Source organism: [Rhizobium] kunmingense (assembly GCF_977018605.1).
The window spans coordinates 39,473-57,840 of the sequence record NZ_CDRNXG010000003.1; the positions used below are offsets into that span (position 1 = coordinate 39,473).

14 protein-coding genes are annotated in these 18,368 nt (G+C 60.5%); 1 reads left to right on the forward strand and 13 read right to left on the reverse strand.

From position 1 onward, the window contains the following. Nucleotides 1–43: 43 nt before the first annotated feature. From AC0JZ4_RS24445 to AC0JZ4_RS24500, 12 genes are all read right to left on the reverse strand, one after another. Nucleotides 44–1,489 (reverse strand): NAD(P)(+) transhydrogenase (Re/Si-specific) subunit beta, encoded by a 1,446-nt coding sequence (locus AC0JZ4_RS24445; RefSeq protein WP_471889119.1) that lies wholly within the window; start codon nucleotides 1,487–1,489, stop codon nucleotides 44–46. A gap of 20 nt (nucleotides 1,490–1,509) precedes the next feature. Continuing rightward, complete coding sequence (locus AC0JZ4_RS24450; RefSeq protein WP_471889120.1) at nucleotides 1,510–3,084, reverse strand: Re/Si-specific NAD(P)(+) transhydrogenase subunit alpha; 1,575 nt, start codon at nucleotides 3,082–3,084, stop codon at nucleotides 1,510–1,512. A 77-nt stretch (nucleotides 3,085–3,161) separates the two neighbouring features. Continuing rightward, nucleotides 3,162–6,617, reverse strand: a complete 3,456-nt coding sequence (gene pyc, locus AC0JZ4_RS24455; protein WP_471889121.1) for a pyruvate carboxylase — start codon at nucleotides 6,615–6,617, stop codon at nucleotides 3,162–3,164. Between the two features lie 43 nt (nucleotides 6,618–6,660). Further along, complete coding sequence (locus tag AC0JZ4_RS24460) at nucleotides 6,661–7,242, reverse strand: adenylate kinase (protein ID WP_471889122.1); 582 nt, start codon at nucleotides 7,240–7,242, stop codon at nucleotides 6,661–6,663. An 11-nt stretch (nucleotides 7,243–7,253) separates the two neighbouring features. After that, a complete protein-coding gene (locus AC0JZ4_RS24465) occupies nucleotides 7,254–8,915 on the reverse strand; it encodes an electron transfer flavoprotein-ubiquinone oxidoreductase (protein WP_471889123.1) in 1,662 nt (553 codons plus the stop codon). 4 nt (nucleotides 8,916–8,919) lie between these two features. Next, entirely contained in the window at nucleotides 8,920–9,849 is a 930-nt protein-coding gene (locus AC0JZ4_RS24470; protein WP_471889124.1) for an electron transfer flavoprotein subunit alpha/FixB family protein, read from the reverse strand. A 25-nt stretch (nucleotides 9,850–9,874) separates the two neighbouring features. Continuing rightward, on the reverse strand, nucleotides 9,875–10,621 hold the full coding sequence (locus tag AC0JZ4_RS24475; protein WP_471889125.1) for an electron transfer flavoprotein subunit beta/FixA family protein: 747 nt from the start codon (nucleotides 10,619–10,621) through the stop codon (nucleotides 9,875–9,877). A 4-nt stretch (nucleotides 10,622–10,625) separates the two neighbouring features. Beyond that, nucleotides 10,626–11,456: an HpcH/HpaI aldolase/citrate lyase family protein gene (locus AC0JZ4_RS24480; protein ID WP_471889126.1), complete on the reverse strand. Its 831-nt coding sequence runs from the start codon at nucleotides 11,454–11,456 to the stop codon at nucleotides 10,626–10,628. Then, a complete protein-coding gene (locus AC0JZ4_RS24485) occupies nucleotides 11,453–12,316 on the reverse strand; it encodes an HTD2 family dehydratase (protein WP_471889127.1) in 864 nt (287 codons plus the stop codon). The genes AC0JZ4_RS24480 and AC0JZ4_RS24485 overlap by 4 nt, the downstream gene beginning before the upstream one ends. Beyond that, nucleotides 12,316–13,455 (reverse strand): CaiB/BaiF CoA transferase family protein, encoded by a 1,140-nt coding sequence (locus tag AC0JZ4_RS24490; RefSeq protein WP_471889128.1) that lies wholly within the window; start codon nucleotides 13,453–13,455, stop codon nucleotides 12,316–12,318. The genes AC0JZ4_RS24485 and AC0JZ4_RS24490 overlap by 1 nt, the downstream gene beginning before the upstream one ends. Beyond that, a complete protein-coding gene (locus tag AC0JZ4_RS24495) occupies nucleotides 13,455–14,618 on the reverse strand; it encodes an acyl-CoA dehydrogenase family protein (RefSeq protein ID WP_471889129.1) in 1,164 nt (387 codons plus the stop codon). Before AC0JZ4_RS24495 ends, AC0JZ4_RS24490 begins: the two co-directional genes overlap by 1 nt. A 100-nt stretch (nucleotides 14,619–14,718) precedes the next feature. Further along, nucleotides 14,719–15,663, reverse strand: a complete 945-nt coding sequence (locus AC0JZ4_RS24500; protein ID WP_471889130.1) for a LysR family transcriptional regulator — start codon at nucleotides 15,661–15,663, stop codon at nucleotides 14,719–14,721. A gap of 305 nt (nucleotides 15,664–15,968) precedes the next feature. Here AC0JZ4_RS24500 and AC0JZ4_RS24505 point away from each other — a divergent pair, with 305 nt between their 5' ends. After that, nucleotides 15,969–16,628, forward strand: coding sequence for a TetR/AcrR family transcriptional regulator (locus AC0JZ4_RS24505; protein ID WP_471889131.1), 660 nt, complete (start codon nucleotides 15,969–15,971; stop codon nucleotides 16,626–16,628). Between the two features lie 332 nt (nucleotides 16,629–16,960). On the opposite strand, the gene AC0JZ4_RS24510 is transcribed toward AC0JZ4_RS24505, so the two are convergent. Beyond that, the gene (locus tag AC0JZ4_RS24510; RefSeq protein WP_471889132.1) at nucleotides 16,961–18,361 is read right to left on the reverse strand and encodes an FAD-dependent oxidoreductase; all 1,401 of its coding nucleotides are present in this window, start codon (nucleotides 18,359–18,361) and stop codon (nucleotides 16,961–16,963) included. Nucleotides 18,362–18,368: the final 7 nt, after the last annotated feature.

Sequence of the window (18,368 nt, forward strand, 5' to 3'; positions counted from 1 at the left end):
CGATTTGCGATTGCGATAACCCTGTGCATCCGTTGAGAGCGCCTTACGCGACCTTCGGCAAAAGCTCGGACACCGACTTCTTGGCGTCGCCGTAGAACATCCGCGTGTTCTCCTTGTAGAAGAGCGGGTTCTCGATGCCGGAATAACCGGTGCCCTGGCCGCGCTTGGAGACGAAGACCTGCTTGGCCTTCCACACCTGCAGAACCGGCATGCCGGCGATCGGCGAATTCGGGTCTTCTTCGGCGGCGGGATTGACGATGTCGTTGGAGCCGATGACGATGACGACATCCGTCGACGGGAAGTCGTCGTTGATCTCGTCCATCTCAAGCACGATGTCGTAAGGCACCTTGGCTTCGGCGAGCAACACATTCATGTGGCCCGGCAGACGACCGGCAACCGGGTGGATGGCGAAGCGGACTTCCTTGCCCGCCGCACGCAGCTTGCGGGTCAGCTCGGAAACGGCCTGCTGCGCCTGTGCGACGGCCATGCCGTAACCCGGCACGATGACGATCGAATCGGCATCATTGAGCGCATTGGCAACGCCATCGGCATCGATGGCGACCTGCTCGCCTTCGATTTCCATGGCCGGACCGGTGGTACCACCGAAGCCGCCGAGGATGACCGAGATGAAGGAGCGGTTCATCGCCTTGCACATGATGTAGGACAGGATCGCGCCGGATGAGCCGACCAGAGCGCCGGTAACGATCAGCAGATCGTTGCCGAGCGTGAAGCCGATGGCAGCCGCCGCCCAGCCGGAATAGCTGTTCAGCATCGACACCACGACCGGCATGTCGGCGCCGCCGATGCCCATGATCAGATGGTAACCGATGAAGAAGGCGAGCAGCGTCATCAGGACCAGCGTCCAGACGCCCGAACCGTTGGCGTACATCACAAGCAGGATGAGCGACAGGATGGCCGCGCCGGCGTTCAGAAAATGACCGCCCGGCAGTTTCTTGGCCTTGCCGTCGACCTTGCCGGCAAGCTTGCCGAAGGCTACGACCGAGCCCGTGAAGGTGACCGCACCGATGAAGACGCCGAGGAAGACTTCGACATTCATGATGGCGAGTTCGACCGGGGTCTTGTGGGCGAGAATGGCGGAAAAGCCTTCGAGAGCAGCGCGGGTCGCCTCGTCCATGCCGGCAACGCGCCATGCTTCGATATGGGCGTTGTAGCCGATGAAGACGGCAGCGAGGCCGACGAAGGAGTGAAGTGCTGCAACCAGCTGCGGCATTTCCGTCATCTGCACGCGGGCAGCGACGTAATACCCCATGACCGAGCCACCGGCGATCATCAGCAAGATGATGAACCAGTTGCCGAAACCGCCGGGAACCTGCGGGCCGAGCACGGTGGCAATGACGGCGAGCGCCATGCCGACAATGCCGTACCAGACGGCGCGCTTGGCGCTTTCCTGGCCGGAAAGGCCGCCGAGCGAAAGGATGAAAAGAACAGCCGCGGAAATGTAGGCGGCCGAAACGATACCGATCGTCATAATGTTAAACCCCTACCCGATCACGACTTCTGGAACATGGCGAGCATGCGCCGTGTGACGAGGAACCCGCCGACGATGTTGATGGTGGCGACCAGAACCGAGAGGGCGCCGAGAATGACGACCAGCCAGTTGCCGGAACCGATCTGCAACAGGGCGCCGAGAATGACGATGCCGGAGATGGCGTTGGTGACGGCCATCAGCGGCGTATGCAGCGAATGCGACACGTTCCAGATGACCTGGAAGCCGATGAAGCAGGCAAGCACGAAGACGACGAAATGGCTCATGAAGCTGGCGGGCGCGAATGCGCCGACGAGCAGAAGCAGCGCCGTGCCGACGGCAAGCAGAATCGCCTGGTTCTTGGTCTGCGCCTTGAACCCGGCGACTTCCTTCGCGCGCTTTTCCTCAGCTGTCAGTTCCTTGGCTTTTTCCTTTGGCTTCTGGGCTGCGATAGCCTTGATCTTCGGCGGCGGTGGCGGATAGGTGATCTCGCCTTCGAAGGCAACGGTCGCGCCGCGGATGACGTCGTCTTCCATGTTATGGACGACGACACCGTCCTTGGCCGGCGTCAGGTCCGTCATCATGTGACGGATATTGGTCGAATAGAGGGTCGACGACTGGGCAGCCATGCGGCTCGGGAAATCCGTGTAGCCGACGACGGTCACGCCGTTTTCCGAGACGATCTTCTGGTCCGCGACGGTCAGATCACAGTTGCCGCCGCGCTCGGCTGCAAGGTCGATGATGACCGATCCCGGTTTCATCATTGCCACCATGTCGGCGGTCCAGAGTTTCGGCGCATCGCGGCCCGGAATGAGAGCCGTGGTGATGACGATGTCGATCTGAGGCGAAAGCTCGCGGAATTTTTCCAGCTGCTTCTCGCGGAATTCCGGTGAGGACGGGGCGGCATAACCACCGGTGGCGGCGCCGTCCTGCTGGCTTTCCTTGAAATCGAGGAAGACGAATTCGGCGCCCATGGATTCGATCTGTTCGGCCACTTCCGGACGAACGTCGAAGGCATAGGTGATGGCACCGAGCGAGGTCGCCGTGCCGATGGCGGCAAGACCGGCAACGCCTGCGCCGATGACCAGAACCTTGGCCGGTGGCACCTTGCCGGCGGCAGTCACCTGACCGGTGAAGAAGCGGCCAAAATTGTTGCCGGCCTCGATGACGGCGCGGTAGCCGGCGATGTTGGCCATCGACGAGAGCGCATCCATCTTCTGGGCACGCGAAATGCGCGGCACCATGTCCATCGCGATGACGTTGACGCCCTTGGTCTTCGCCTCTTCCAAAAGCGCAGTGTTCTGCGCCGGATAGAAGAACGAGATCAGCGTCTTGCCGTGAGGTATGGCGGCCAGCTCTGCGGCTTCCGGCGGACGAACCTTGGCGATGATGTCGGACTGCGAGTTCAAAGCTTTAGCCCCCTCGACGACGGTCACGCCAGCTGCCCGATAGGCATCGTCCGAGAAGCCGGCAGCTTTGCCAGCCCCCGTTTCGATCAAACAATCATAACCCAGCTTCTGCAGCTGAAGCGCGGAATCAGGCGTCATGGCGACACGAGATTCGCCAACCCATATCTCGACGGGGCTACCTATGATCATGCTAAAAGCGCTCCTGCTTCTCTCGAGATTTCCATTGGATTTGCAGTGGTGGGCGAGACGAGCGTGACACCAAGCAGCTACCCGTAGATGATCAACAGGTCCTTGGCGTCGATCTGGTCGCCGGCCTTGACCAGCACTTCGGCAATCGTACCGTCCTTTTCCGCATGCAGCGCCGTCTCCATCTTCATCGCCTCGATGGAAAGCAGCACGTCGCCGGCCTGAACCTTCTGTCCGGCAGCAACGGCCACCGTCGAGATGACGCCCGGCATCGGCGCGCCGAGTTGTGCGGCATTACCGGCTTCCGCCTTCTGCCGGACAGCGCTTGAGGCAGCCCGGTTGCGATCCGGCACCTTGAGGCGGCGCGGCTGACCGTTCAGCTCGAAGAAGGCCGTCACCATGCCCTGCGCATCCGGCGCGCTCGTCGCCTGGTTGACGATGACCAGCGTCTTGCCCCGTTCGATATCGGCAAACAGCTCTTCGCCATCTGCCAGGCCGTAGAAATAGGCAGGCGTCGGCAACACGGAAACAGGACCATACGTTTCCGAAGCCAAGGCGAAATCGGTGAACACCTTCGGATACATCAGGTAGGAGGCGAACTCGAAATCGTCGACCTTGCGCTCCAACTTCTCCTCGATCGCCTTGCGCTCGGCATCGAGATCGGCTGGTGGCAGCAGCGAACCCGGCACATCGGTATAGGGTTTTTCGCCCTTCAGCGCCTTCTTCTGGATTGCTTCCGGCCATCCGCCCGGCGGCTGGCCAAGGTCGCCCTTCAACATTGAGACGACCGATTCGGGAAACGCAATATCCTTGTCCGGGTTCTCGACATCGGCAACCGTCAGATCCTGACTGACCATCATCAGCGCCATGTCACCAACCACCTTGGAGGACGGCGTTACCTTGACGATATCACCGAACATCCGGTTCACGTCGGCATAGGTCTGGGCGACCTTGTGCCACTTCGTATCGAGCCCGAGCGAACGGGCCTGTTCCTTGAGATTGGTGAACTGGCCGCCCGGCATTTCGTGCAAATAGACTTCCGATGCCGGCCCCTTGAGATCGCTTTCGAAGGCGGCGTACTGGTTGCGCACGGCTTCCCAGTAGAAGGAAATCTTCCGGATCCATTCCGGATCGAGGCCACTGTCTCGCTCCGACCCGGACAACGCCTCGACGATCGAGCCGAGGCAGGGCTGCGAGGTATTGCCCGAAAGCGCATCCATCGCCGCATCGACGACATCGACGCCGGCATCTATCGCGGCAAGCACGGTCGCGGCGGAAATGCCCGACGTATCATGCGTATGGAAATGGATCGGCAGATCGGTCGCCTCGCGCAACGCCTTGAACAGCGTGCGTGCTGCTGCAGGCTTCAGGAGGCCCGCCATATCCTTGACCGCGATGATATGCGCCCCGGCCTTTTCCAGCTCCTGTGCCAGCCCGACATAATATTTGAGATCGTATTTCGGCCGCGCCGAATTGCCAAGATCACCCGTATAGCAGATCGCCGCCTCGCAGAGCCGGTTCTCCTCGTTCACCGCGTCCATGGAAACGCGCATATTGTCGACCCAGTTGAGGCAGTCGAACACGCGGAACACATCGATCCCGCCCTTGGCTGCCTGCCGGACGAAGTATTTCACCACATTGTCGGGGTAATTCTTGTAGCCGACGCCGTTGGCCCCGCGCAGCAGCATCTGCAGCAGTATGTTCGGCGCCGCTTCGCGGATCAGCGCCAGGCGCTCCCACGGATCTTCGGTCAGGAAACGCATCGACACGTCGAAAGTCGCGCCACCCCAGCATTCCAGCGAGAAGAGATCCGGCAGCGCCCGCGAATAGACGCCGGCAATGCGGGCGATATCGTGTGTACGCATGCGTGTGGCGAGCAGCGACTGATGGCCATCGCGCATCGTCGTGTCGGTGATGAGGGCACGCTTTTCGCCCCGCATCCACTCACCGAACTTCTTCGGCCCCAGCTGGTCCAGCTTCTGCTTGGTGCCGTCCGGAATCTTGCCCTCGATGAACGGCAGGACCGGCTTGGCCACCTTGCCGGACGGCACCGGCCGCCCCTTCGTTTCCGGATGGCCGTTGACCGTCACATCGGCGAGATAGGTCAAGAGCTTTGTTGCGCGGTCGGCACGCTTTACCTGCTCGAACAGCTCCGGCGTCGTGTCGATGAACCGCGTCGTATAGGAGTTGTCGAGGAATTTCGGATGGCCGATGATCGCTTCGAGAAAGGTCAGATTGGTGGCGACACCGCGGATACGGAATTCGCGCAATGCGCGGTCCATACGGCTGATCGCTTCCCGCGGCGTGGAGCCCGAGGCCGTTACCTTGACCAGCAGCGGATCGTAATAGCGGGTGATGATCGCACCCGTATAGGCGGTGCCGCCGTCGAGCCGGATGCCGAAGCCGGCGGCAGAGCGGTACGCGGTGATACGACCGTAATCCGGGATGAAATTCTGTTCCGGGTCTTCCGTCGTAATACGGCACTGCAGCGCATGACCGTTGAGACGGATATCGTCTTGCGCCGGCACACCCGATTCCGGCGTCCCGATCGCAGCCCCCTCGAGAATATGGATCTGCGCCTTGACGATATCGATACCGGTAACGACTTCCGTCACCGTATGCTCGACCTGGATGCGCGGGTTGACCTCGATGAAGTAGAATTTGCCCGTGTCGGCATCCATCAGATACTCGACCGTACCGGCGCCGACATAATTCGTCGCCTTGGCGATCTTCAGCGAATAGCCCGCAAGCTCGGCCCGCTGCGCTTCCGAAAGGTATGGCGCCGGTGCGCGTTCTACAACCTTCTGGTTACGCCGCTGGATCGAACAATCGCGTTCGAACAGATGCACGACATTGCCATGCGTATCGCCGAGCACCTGGCTCTCCACATGGCGAGCGCGCTCGACGAGCTTTTCGAGATAGACCTCGTCCTTGCCGAAAGCGGCCTTCGCCTCACGCTTGGCTTCGACCACTTCCTTGGCGAGGTCCGCTTCCGCGCGGATGGCGCGCATGCCGCGCCCGCCGCCGCCCCAGGACGCTTTCAGCATGACCGGATAGCCGATCTCGGCCGCCATCTTCGCGACCTCGGCCATGTCGTCAGGCAACGGATCGGTGGCCGGCACCACGGGAACGCCGACTGAAATCGCCAGATTGCGCGCCGCGACCTTGTTGCCAAGCTGTCGCATCGTATCGGGCCGAGGACCGATGAATATGATGCCGGCCTCGTCGCAGGCGTCAACGAATTCCGGGCTTTCGGAAAGAAGCCCGTAGCCGGGATGGATGGCGTCGGCACCGGAAAGCCTGGCGACACGGATAACTTCCGAAATCGACAGATAGCTCTCGATCGGCCCGAGATCCTTGGCGAGATGCGGGCCGCGCCCGACCTGGTAGCTCTCGTCCGCTTTGAACCTGTGCAGCGAAAGCTTGTCTTCTTCTGCCCAGATCGCCACCGTCTTGATGCCAAGCTCGTTGGCAGCGCGAAACACGCGGATCGCAATTTCGGAACGGTTGGCAACGAGAATTTTCGATATCGGCATGAAATACTCCTTTTGAAAAGATCGGGCCGAATGGCTGGAGAATTTAAAGCTTGAGCAATCTGGCGATCTCTTCGGTGACGGCTTCAGCATTGAGGAGACCATTGATCCGATGGAGCAATCCCCGCTTCTGATAGTAATCGGAGACAGGAGCCGTACTGGAATGATAGGCGGTCATCCGCTGCGCGAAAATCTTTGGATTGTCGTCGCTTCGAGCCTGTCGTCCTTCAGAACGGGATAGCTCCGCTCGGCTTTTAATGCGCCTGAGAAGTTCCTCCTCGTTCACGACAAGCTCGAAAGCAATATCCAGGGGGCACGTCTGACGTTTCAGCAGATCATCCAGCATCGAAGCCTGGCTTGTCGTTCTCGGAAAACCGTCGAGGATGAACCCGGAAGATGCACTCGCCGCATGCAAGCCCTCTTCAACGCAGCCGGTAATGATCTCATCGCGAACGAGTTGCCCACGATCCATTGCGTCTTTCGCAGCGAGCCCGATGGCCGACGACGAAGCGACCGCTTTCCGCAACATTTCACCCGTTGAAAGATGCGAGATCTGTAGGCGCTGTGCTAGCTTCGCTGCCTGTGTTCCCTTGCCAGCACACGGTGCGCCAAGCATGACAATCCGCATTCGGTATACTCCTACATGTTCGGATAGACCGGACCTTCGCCACCCTGCGGCGGAACCCAGTTGATGTTCTGCTTGGGATCCTTGATATCGCAGGTCTTGCAATGGACGCAGTTCTGCGCGTTGATCACATAGACCTCCTCGCCATCCTGCTCGCGCCACTCATAGACCCCGGCCGGACAGTAGCGGGCCGAGGGGCCGGCAAAGATGTCGTGCTCGGATTTTTTCTGCAGTTCCATATCCCTCACCTTGAGATGGACCGGCTGGTCCTCCTCATGGTTGGTGTTGGACAGAAAGACCGAGGACAGGCGATCGAAGGTCAGAACGCCATCCGGCTTCGGATAATCGATCTTCGTGTGCTTGGCCGCCGGTTCGAGGCTTGCCGCATCGGTCTTGCCGTGCTTGAGCGTGCCGAACAGCGAGAAGCCGAACAACTGGTTGGTCCACATGTCGAGGCCACCAAGCGGGATGCCGAGGATCGTGCCGAACTTCGACCACAGCGGCTTGACGTTGCGGACCAGCTTGAGGTCCTTGCCGATCGGTCCGTCGCGCCATGCGTTCTCGATCTCGACCGGCTCGTCATTGGCGCGGCCATCGGCGATCGCGGCGGCGATCTTGTCGGCGGCGAGAATGCCGGACAGGACCGCGTTGTGGCTGCCTTTGATGCGCGGCACGTTGACGAAACCGGCAGAGCAGCCGATCAGCGCGCCGCCAGGGAAGGACAGTTTTGGCACCGACTGGTAGCCGCCCTCGGTGATGGCACGCGCACCATAGGAGATGCGCTTGGCACCCTCGAAGGTGGGGGCGATCGCCGGATGGGTCTTGAACCGCTGGAACTCCTCGAAGGGGAAGAGATAGGGGTTCTTGTAGTTGAGATGCAGAACGAAGCCGACGGCGATGAGATTGTCTTCCAGGTGATAGAGGAAGGAACCGCCGCCGGTCTTCAGGTCGAGCGGCCAGCCGAAGGAATGCTGCACGAGGCCCGGCTTATGGTTCTCGGGCTTGACCTGCCACAGTTCCTTGATGCCGATGCCGAATTTCTGGACGTCGCGATCGCTCGAAAGATCGAACCTGGCGATCAGCTGCTTGGCCAGCGAACCGCGCACGCCCTCGCCGATCAGCGTATACTTGCCGAGCAGCGCCATGCCGCGCGTATAGTTCGGTCCCGGCTCGCCGTTCTTCTCGATGCCCATGTCGCCGGTCGCGACACCGATGACGCGGCCGTCGTCGTCATAGAGCACTTCCGATGCGGCAAAGCCGGGATAGATCTCGACGCCGAGTTCCTCGGCCTTGGCGCCGAGCCACCGACAGACATTGCCGAGCGAGACGATGTATTTGCCGTGATTGCTCATCAAGGGCGGCATGGCGAAATTCGGCAGGCGAACGGAGCCGGCGGGGCCGAGGAACAGGAACTGGTCGTCGGTCACCTCGGTCTTGAACGGATGGCTTTCGTCCTCGCGCCAGTCAGGCAGAAGCGCGTCGATGCCGACCGGGTCGACCACCGCGCCGGAGAGAATGTGGGCGCCGACTTCGGCCCCCTTCTCCAGCACCACGACGGTCAGATCGGGATTGACCTGTTTCAGCCGGATCGCCGCCGAAAGGCCCGCGGGGCCGGCGCCGACGATCACGACATCGAATTCCATCGATTCGCGTTCGGGAAGGTCCTGCTCGCTCATCGTGTCACAGCGCCTGTTCGAGCTTGGGCAGGATGTCGAAGAGATCGCCGACGAGGCCGTAATCGGCGACCTGGAAGATCGGTGCTTCCTCGTCCTTGTTGATCGCGACGATGACCTTCGAATCCTTCATGCCGGCCAGATGCTGGATCGCACCGGAAATGCCCACCGCGATGTAAAGGTCGGGGGCAACAACCTTGCCGGTCTGGCCGACCTGCCAGTCGTTGGGGGCATAGCCGGCATCGACGGCTGCGCGTGATGCGCCGACGGCGGCGCCCAGCTTGTCGGCGACTGGAAGGATGACCTCCTGGAATTTCTCGGATGAGCCGAGTGCACGGCCGCCGGAAATGATCACCTTGGCGGAGGTCAGTTCCGGACGATCCGACGAGGCCAGCGCATCCGACACGAAGGAGGACAGCTGCGGATCGGCCGCCGCCGAGATTGTCTCGACGACGGCCGCGTTGCCTCGGGAGGCAGCGGAGAAGGAGGCGGTGCGGACCGTTATCACTTTCTTGGCGTCGGTCGACTGCACGGTCTGGATGGCGTTGCCGGCATAGATCGGGCGCTTGAACGTGTCGGCCGAAACGACTTCCACGATTTCAGACACCTGGGCGACGTCGAGCAGGGCTGCGACGCGCGGAAGCACGTTCTTGGCCGAGGTCGTCGCCGGGCCGATGATGACGTCGTAGGAGGCGCTAAGCGAAACGATCAGGTCGGCCAGCGGTTCGGCGAGATTGTTGGCAAGGCTTGCATCGTCGGCGACCAGAACCTTGGCGACGCCGGCAAGCTTAGCGGCAGCATCGGCAGCAGCCTTGGCGCCTGCGCCGGCGACCAGAACGTGCACGTCGCCACCGATCTTCGAGGCGGCCGTCAGTGCTTTGGCGGTCTGGTCAGAGAGGCCGGAATTGTCGTTTTCTGCGAGAAGAAGAATGGTCATGATTGTTGTCTCCTGTCCTGCCTGCTCAGATCACGCCGGCGGTCTTTAGGCTCGATACCAGCTCGTCTACCGAACCGACCTTGATGCCCGCCTTGCGGCCACCCGGCTCCTCGGTCTTCAGAACCTTGAGGCGCGGCGCGGTGTCGACGCCGAAATCGGCCGGCGTCTTCTTGTCGAGGGGCTTCTTCTTCGCCTTCATGATGTTCGGCAGCGAGGCGTAGCGTGGCTCGTTCAGACGCAGGTCCGTGGTCACGACGGCCGGAAGCTTGACCTCGATCGTCTGCAGGCCGCCGTCGACTTCGCGGGTGACGGTCGCCTTGTCGCCGGCAAGCTCGATCTTTGAGGCAAACGTCGCCTGCGCGGAGCCGAGAAGCGCCGCCAGCATCTGGCCGGTCTGGTTGCTGTCGTCATCGATCGCCTGCTTGCCGACAATGATCAGGCCCGGCTGTTCGGCATCGACGACGCCCTTCAGGATCTTGGCGACGGCGAGCGGCTCGACCATATCGTCGGTCTCGACGAGGATGGCGCGGTCGGCGCCCATGGCAAGCGCCGTGCGCAGCGTTTCCTCGGCCTTTGCCGGGCCGATCGAGACGACCACCACTTCTTCCGCCTTGCCTGCTTCCTTCAGCCGCAGAGCCTCTTCGACGGAGATTTCGTCGAACGGGTTCATCGACATCTTCACATTGGCAAGCTCGACGCCCGTGCCATCCGGCTTGACGCGGATCTTCACGTTGTAATCGACAACTCGCTTAACAGGCACCAGGATTTTCATTGCGCTAACCGTCCGTATAACTGTGGGGTGACGAGGTATCAGATTGCGGTCCGCCTGCGCGGGCAAGGATTGACCGGGCTCTTATCCTGATCGGTTCATCGACCATGGCGCCGTCGACCGTGGCTACACCTGCACCGCTTGCAAGGACTCTGACTGCCCAATCTATTTCCGCCTGCTTCGGCTGGAAGCCGGCCCGGATCGCATGGATTTGGCGGGGGTGGATGGCAAGCTTGCCGCCGAACCCGAGTTCGAGCGAGTAACGTGCGTCGCCCGTTATGAGATCCAGATCGTCGATGGATGTCGTCACTCCATCGACTGGGCTTGCGATGCCGGCCAGCCGGGCTGCCAGAACCAGTTCCGCGCGTGCAGAAAGCAGCGCCTCGCGCGTATGAGCAAGGCCGAGATCCGCGCAGAAATCCACGGATCCGAAGATGAGCCTCGCGACGCCGGGGAGCGCTGCAATCTGCCTTGCATGAGAGAGGCCGCGCGCCGTCTCGATCAGGGGCAATACGGGCAGACCGCAATTTGCGGCGATTTCGGGAAACGCTCCCCCGAGTTCCGACTTGGGAACTATGACGCCATCAAACGGCAGATGCGACACCGCTACCATGTCCTCCACGTGCCATGGCGTTCCTTCGCCGTTGACCCTGACCAGGACGGGAAGATCGGAAAAGTCGGCCCTGAGCGCCGCACGCGCCTCATCCTTGGAATCGGCCGCCACCGCATCTTCCAGATCGATGATGATCGCGTCCGCACCGGATGAGGCTGCCTTCACGAAACGCTCGGGTCGGTTTCCCGGCACGAAGAGAGGAATGGTGAAACTCGCAAGTGTCATGACCAGCTCGCCTCCGCACTCATCGCGACCGGGCCGTTCTCGCGCGCCGTCCACAGTTTGATTGTATCGCTGTCGACGGCCGTCGCATGAAGGTTGACCTTGTCATCGTCGAAAAGCGGTGAAAGACCCCGGAACATGAATTTCGAAGGTGCCCTTCCCTTCAGCTCGGCCGCATAGTTCAAGAGGAGAGTCGCCTGCAGCGGCCCGTGCACCACGAGGCCCGGGTAGTATTCGACCTCGACCGCGTAGGGGCGGTCGTAGTGGATGCGGTGTCCGTTAAAGGTCAGCGCGGAATAGCGGAACAGAAGCGGCGTCGATATAGCGGTGGCCCGGCGGTGCTCGCCGGCAGGAGCGGGATCGCGCGCCGCTAATTTCACTGCATCCTGCGGACCGGCCGCGTCGCGATACACGATGTTTTGCGTTTCCTCGATCCTGAGCGAGCCGTCCACATCCACCTTGTGCTGGACCGTCACGAAACACAGGGTTCCGGAACTGCCTTCCTTGACGACGACATCGGCAATGCGGGAGACCCGGCGGATCGTATCTCCGACCCGCAAACCGCCGTGAAATATTATCGTGCTTCCGGCCCACATGCGGCGGGGCAGCGGTACGGGCGGAAAGAAACCGCCGCGTTGCGGATGGCCGTCCTCGCCAAGCAGGCTGGTGGGTGCCGTGGGCTGCGCCATGCAATAGCCGATCTGCAGCGGGGCGTCGTCTCCGATCGACGGAGCTTCCTCCGACAGGTCGAATGTGGCGTTAAACCTCTTCACGAGATCGACCGATATGACATCTGAGACGCTCTCCTCGCGGCCTATCCACGATCGTAGGTGCTCGATATTCAAAAGAGTGGATGCCGACATCAGATTGCCTCCTGCGTATGGGATGCCGCACCAAGTGCGTTTTCGCCGAGCGCCGGAACCGGCCCATAGATCCGCGGCTGATCAACAAAGATTGGCGCCGGCGCCGGATAGGAAACGGTGCCGGTCGTCGTTTCGACCTCGATCCTTCGCAGGTGGGGATGCCGGGAGAGGGCCTCCATGTCATTGACGGCGGCAAATGCCACATCCGCCTGGCTGAGCAGCGTTCGGGCCCGGTTCTCGCTCATCGACGCAAATGCCGTCGCTACGATCTCGTTCAGATCGACACGGTTGGCGACGCGGCCGACATTGTCTGCGAAGCGCTTGTCCCCGGCAATCTGCGGCTGGTCCAGAACCAGCGCGCAGAACCGTGTCCATTCCCGATTGTTTTGAACCGAAATCAGGATGTCCTTGCCATCCAGTGTCCGGAAGATGCCGTATGGTGCGATAGAAGGATGTGCCATGCCCATTCGCCTGGGCGGCCTTCCGGCCTCCTGATGAAGCAGAGGGACGGAAAGCCAGTCTGCCATGACATCGAACATCGAGATGCGGATATCCGCGCCATTTCCCGTCGCCGCGCGTGCCAGGAGCGCTTCGAGAATAGCAGAATAGGCCATCGCACCCGTCGCGATGTCCACAACTGAAATACCGACCCGGCCCGGCATGTCGGGGCTCCCGGTGATCGAGGAAAGGCCCGATTCCGCCTGGATGAGAAGATCGTAGGCCTTTCGGTCGGATAAGGGACCGCTTTCGCCGTATCCGCTGATCGAGCACATCACGAGCCGGGGATAGGTCATCCGCATCTCACGAGGGGCGAAGCCGAGACGATCAAGAGCGCCCGGCTTGAGATTTTGCACGAGAACGTCAGCCCCCGCCAGGAGTTCGGAGAGTGTCCGCTTGCCCTCGTGGGAGGCCAGATCGACGATCAATGACTGCTTGCCGCGATTGAGCCAGACAAAATAACTGCTTTGTCCGGCGCAGACGTCATCGTAGCCGCGTGCGAAGTCTCCTTCGGGCCGCTCGATCTTGACGACTTCCGCACCGGCATCGGCCATCCGCGACGAGCAGAACGGTGCCGCCACCGCCTGCTCGATAGCGACGACACGGATGCCTTGGAGGGGGAGCCGCGCGTGCTCCGCCATCAGAAGGACCTCGGCAGGCCAAGCACATGTTCGGCAACATAGCTGAGGATCAGATTGGTCGAGATCGGCGCGACCTGGTAAAGTCTGGTTTCGCGGAACTTGCGCTCGACATCGTATTCGCAGGCGAAGCCAAAACCGCCATGGAACTGGAGGCAGGCATTGGCAGCCTCCCATGAGGCCTTTGCGGCGAGATATTTCGACATGTTCGCCTGTGCGCCGCAGGGTTCGTTGGCGTCGTACAGACGGCAGGCCTCGTAACGCATGAGGTTGGCTGCCTCGATCTCGATATAGCTTTCCGCGATCGGAAACTGGACGCCTTGGTTCTGGCCGATGGGCCGACCGAACACCGTACGTTCCTTGACGTATTGAGACACCTTCTCGACGAACCAGTAGCCATCGCCGATACATTCGGCGGCGATCAGCACACGCTCCGCGTTGAGGCCGGTCAGAATGTACTTGAACCCCTGCCCTTCTTCGCCGATCAGGTTTTCCGCCGGAATTTCCAGATTATCGAAGAACAGCTCGTTGGTCTCGTGGTTGACCATGTTGAGGATAGGCTGGACCTTCATCCCCTTCTTGAGCGCTTCCTTGAGATCGACGATGAAGATCGACATGCCTTCCGACTTCTTCTTGACCTGCTCAAGCGGCGTCGTGCGGGCGAGCAGGATCATCAGATCGGAATGCTGAATGCGGGAGATCCACACCTTCTGGCCGTTGATAATATAGCGATCGCCCTGGCGGACCGCAGTCGTCTTGATCCGGGTCGTGTCGGTCCCGGTGGTCGGCTCAGTCACGCCCATCGACTGCAGCCTGAGCTCCCCGGACGCGATCTTCGGCAGGTATCGCTGGCGCTGCTCCTCCGATCCGTGGCGGATCAGCGTATTCATGTTGTACATCTGGCCGTGGCATGCGCCGGAATTCCCGCCCGACCGATTAATCTCTTCCATGATGATCGAGGCTTCGGTGAGACCGAGGCCTGAACCGCCATATTGTTCGGGAATGAGGGCCGCCATCCAACCCGCTTCGGTCAGGGCGTTTACAAATGCCTCGGGATAACCGCGAACTTCATCGATCTTGCGATGATATTCCGATGGAAACTCGGCACACAGAGCACGCACGGCGTCACGAATTTCCTCGAAATCATTGCCGCGCGTCGTTTGCATCGCTCTCTCCTTGTGATGGCAAGTCGAGACTAGAGGGTGATGGAAGCTATGAGAAAAACCTTATGGCAATTTCAGAAATGCCGATCGGGCATTTCTGATGTCAGTTTAGCACCCCCAACCAATGTCCATCGGCGACGAGACTGCCGATCTCCTCGGTAATCTGCTCCGAGAACTTCCGAACGGCCGCGGACATTGGTCGGTCGACCGTATGGGCAAGAAGGAGCTGCCTGGTAATCAGGGGCGAAGACAGCGCACGTGCGCGCAACTGTCCGGACTCGACGAGCCGAAAGACCGGTAGGTAAGGCAGGATCGTGGATCCTATTCCGCGACATACGAGATCGATCTGGACGGGCAGCGAGTCTGCTTCGACGATCGGGCTAAAGGCGTAACCATGCCCAGCGGCCACCTCGTCCAGCAGGATTCTTAGTCCATGCTGTTGGCTGGGAAGTACGAGAGGCAGGGCGATCGCCTCGGCGAGCGTGGCATTGTCGGCCCGAGGCCTGGTCGCCGCCGGTTGAACAAGAAACAGCTTCTCCACGAGAAGCGGCTTCGAAACGATGGTTTGCGAGAGTTTGGTGTCATAGATTATCCCGACATCGATCGTGCCCTTATGTAGCCAGTCAACGATATGTCCGCTGTAGCCGGAGACCACTCTGAGCCTGACATGGGGATGATTTCTCGCAAACTTCTCGACAAGTCTGGCCGAAAGGACATCGCTGACGGTTGGGGGCATTCCAAAGGTGACATGGCCCCGCAACAAGGCCTTGTCAGCCTCGATTTCCGCACGCGCCTGTTCCAGCTCGCGCAGGATGATCTTGGCACGGGTAAAGAGCGCCTCTCCCTGTGCGGTAAGCTGAACCCCTCTCCCATGGCGATGGAATATCCGTATCCCCAATTCGCCTTCGAGTGCCTGTATCTGTCTTGTCAGGGCAGGCTGGGCAATATGCAGGCGTTCTGCCGCTGTCGTAATGCTTCCGAGTTCAGCGACATGAACCAGGGTACGCAATTGTCGAATTTCCATCCTCATTTCCACTTCCGAAAGCAACAGGCGATCTCGCCTCATCCTGATTGCCGGATGACAGCAGCAACGCGCCTTGCACGTAGCGGTCGCCGCCATACCTTAACGTCAACCGTCGTCCGCATCAGCGGGTGCGCAGCATCGGACATGACTGCCGTTTCGGCAATGCGTTGCCTTTCATAAAGATCGAAACTGTGTAACAATATGATTGCTTGATCATTCAGGCTTCAAAAGCCCAGTTTACGGAGAGGGATAGCATGGTAGGCCGAAGGTCTCCTACGGATAAGAAGGTCGAGGATTTTGATGCCGGATGGCTCGAGGACCCCAAGACCTTGGAACTAGTAACCTCACAGGTTGAAGATCCCAAACTGGTGCGCACGCGCCGAGGTCAGTTTGTGCGCAGCGCAATCCAGGTGTTCTGTGAGAAAGGATACTATCCGGCAACGATCAAGGAGATTGCCAAGGTCGCAGGCGTAAGTCCCGGCCTGATCTATCAATATGTGAGCGATAAGGAAGAGGTCCTCTTCCTTGCACTTCAGCTCATCGTTTTCACATTGAAAGATGGGCTGCCAAAAGCCTCGGAGCATGAGGCAAACCCGGTTCTGAAATATCAGGCCTGTTTCGAAGCATACTGCCGGGTCATCGACATCAATCGCGACGCGAGTATTCTCACCTACCGGGAGACGCATTCTCTGACGCAGGAGCACAAGAATTTCATAAAGAACATGGAGCTGCAGACGAATGAGATCATCGCCGAGGTTATCCGCGAAGGAATCCGAGACGGTTATTTCGTCGATGTCGATGTCGATCTGTTCGTCTATCACACGATCATGACAGCTCACGCCTGGGCTCTGAAATACTGGAGACTTTCGCGGATCACCACGATCGACAAGTATATCGAATCCAATACGAAATTCCTGCTATCGTCGCTGCTGACTAAAAAGGGCGTGAACGCGAGCACGCATCTCGCTGGCGCGCCGGCAGCGGTCTGAGCTGCCCGCATGGCGCCATTGCACCGGACGGTGTCAGACTTGCGTGGATTAGAACATGGGTGCAACAGGCCGGCGCCTCGCAGAGTTTGTAAAGAGGCCCCCTGCGGCATCCAGATGATATGACCATTCGGCCGACGGGTTCCAGGTCAATTCATTGCTTCAGGGACCGCTTCGGGGGCATAAAAGGCAAAGCGTCGTGACAATCTGCCGTCCGCGCCGGCAGATCGGCGTCGAGCGATCGCACGTGTGTGCAGGACCATTTACTAATCGGCAGGATAAGGTTTAGCCGGGTGACCGATTTCCCTTCTGCCAGATAGCCAACGGTCGTGAACCTATGACGCGATCCTTTCGGTTGCGGCATGCTCGGCCGCGACCAACCCCGTCATGACCGACTTCATAAGGCCGCCCACATACCCCCCGTTTGGTCCGCCTTCCAGTCCGCCCGCCGCGGTGCCGGCGGCATAGAGCCCATTGATCGTCTGCCCACCTTTCCCGACAACGCGGGCATGTCCGTCGATCGCTATTCCTCCCATTGTGTAGGTGATCCCGGCAACGAGACGGGCAGCCCTGAACGGTGCCTGTCGAATGGGCATGGCGATCGGCGCATCGGTCTTCCTGGGGGGATCGAGTTCGCCCGCGCGCCCGTCTAACAAGGCCAAATTGTAGGCATCCACCGTTGCTTGCAGGGTTTGCGCATCAATGCCGATTTGACTGGCGAGCGCAGCTAGCGTAGCGGACTGCGGAATTTTCACTCCAGCGAGCGGAATATTGGGATTGGGAGGGATCATTCCGACAGCCCCCGCCCCCTGCCAGATCGCCGTGTCGAAGATGGCCCATGCCGAGAGTGGGTCGGCCATGCGGGCGACCACATTGGCGATATGGATGCCGCCCTTTCCTTCATCGACGAACCGCCGTCCATCCTTGCCAACGACGACGCCGGCCGACGCGATCGGATCCATCCATGGATAGGGCCAGAGGTCGTCGCGTCCAATCGCATCCGCCAGCATGATGTGTCCGTAGAAGCGGTCGAGACCCACGGTCTGCGCCCCCAGTCGCAGGGCGAGCGTCAACCCGTCTCCTGCACCTGTCGCAGCTCCTCGCTGAAGCAAGGCTTCGGGATGCGGCGAGATATTACCCCGGGTGAGATCGGGATTGGCTTGAAATCCCCCATCGGCGATGACCACGGCCTTCGCAAAGAAACATGCATCGTCTTCGGCGCGGACGACCCACCCTTCGCCCCTTTTCTCAATATCCGCCACGCGCGCACCGCGGCGAAGCTCGCCGCCATTGGCTGTCAGTGCGGCCTCAAGGGCGCGAAGCATCACGTCTCCACCGCGGCCTTTCCAGTACAGCCCGCGACTTTGCGGGCGCATCGGTGTCAGAACCCAACGCTTGTATTCCTCAGCGCCGCCCTTGACGAAGATCGCCCCGCGGGCGCGAAGCCAGTCGATCACGCGCGCCGCATTGTTCGCCATCGCATCGGCCAGATCAGGTCGCGCTGTGCCGACGGTTGCAGCGTCGATGGCCGCGCGCAGCACCGAAGGTGCAGACGTCGGATCACGGTAGCACACATGCATCGCACCACCCGTGTATCTCGAATTGCAGGGATAGGCTGGTTCGCGTCCCTTCTCCAGAACGATCGCACGACTTCCCAGCTGCGTCGAGCGAAGCGCAGCTGTCAGGCCGGCGATACCACCCCCCATGACGATCACATCCGTCTGCATCATATCCATCGTCACG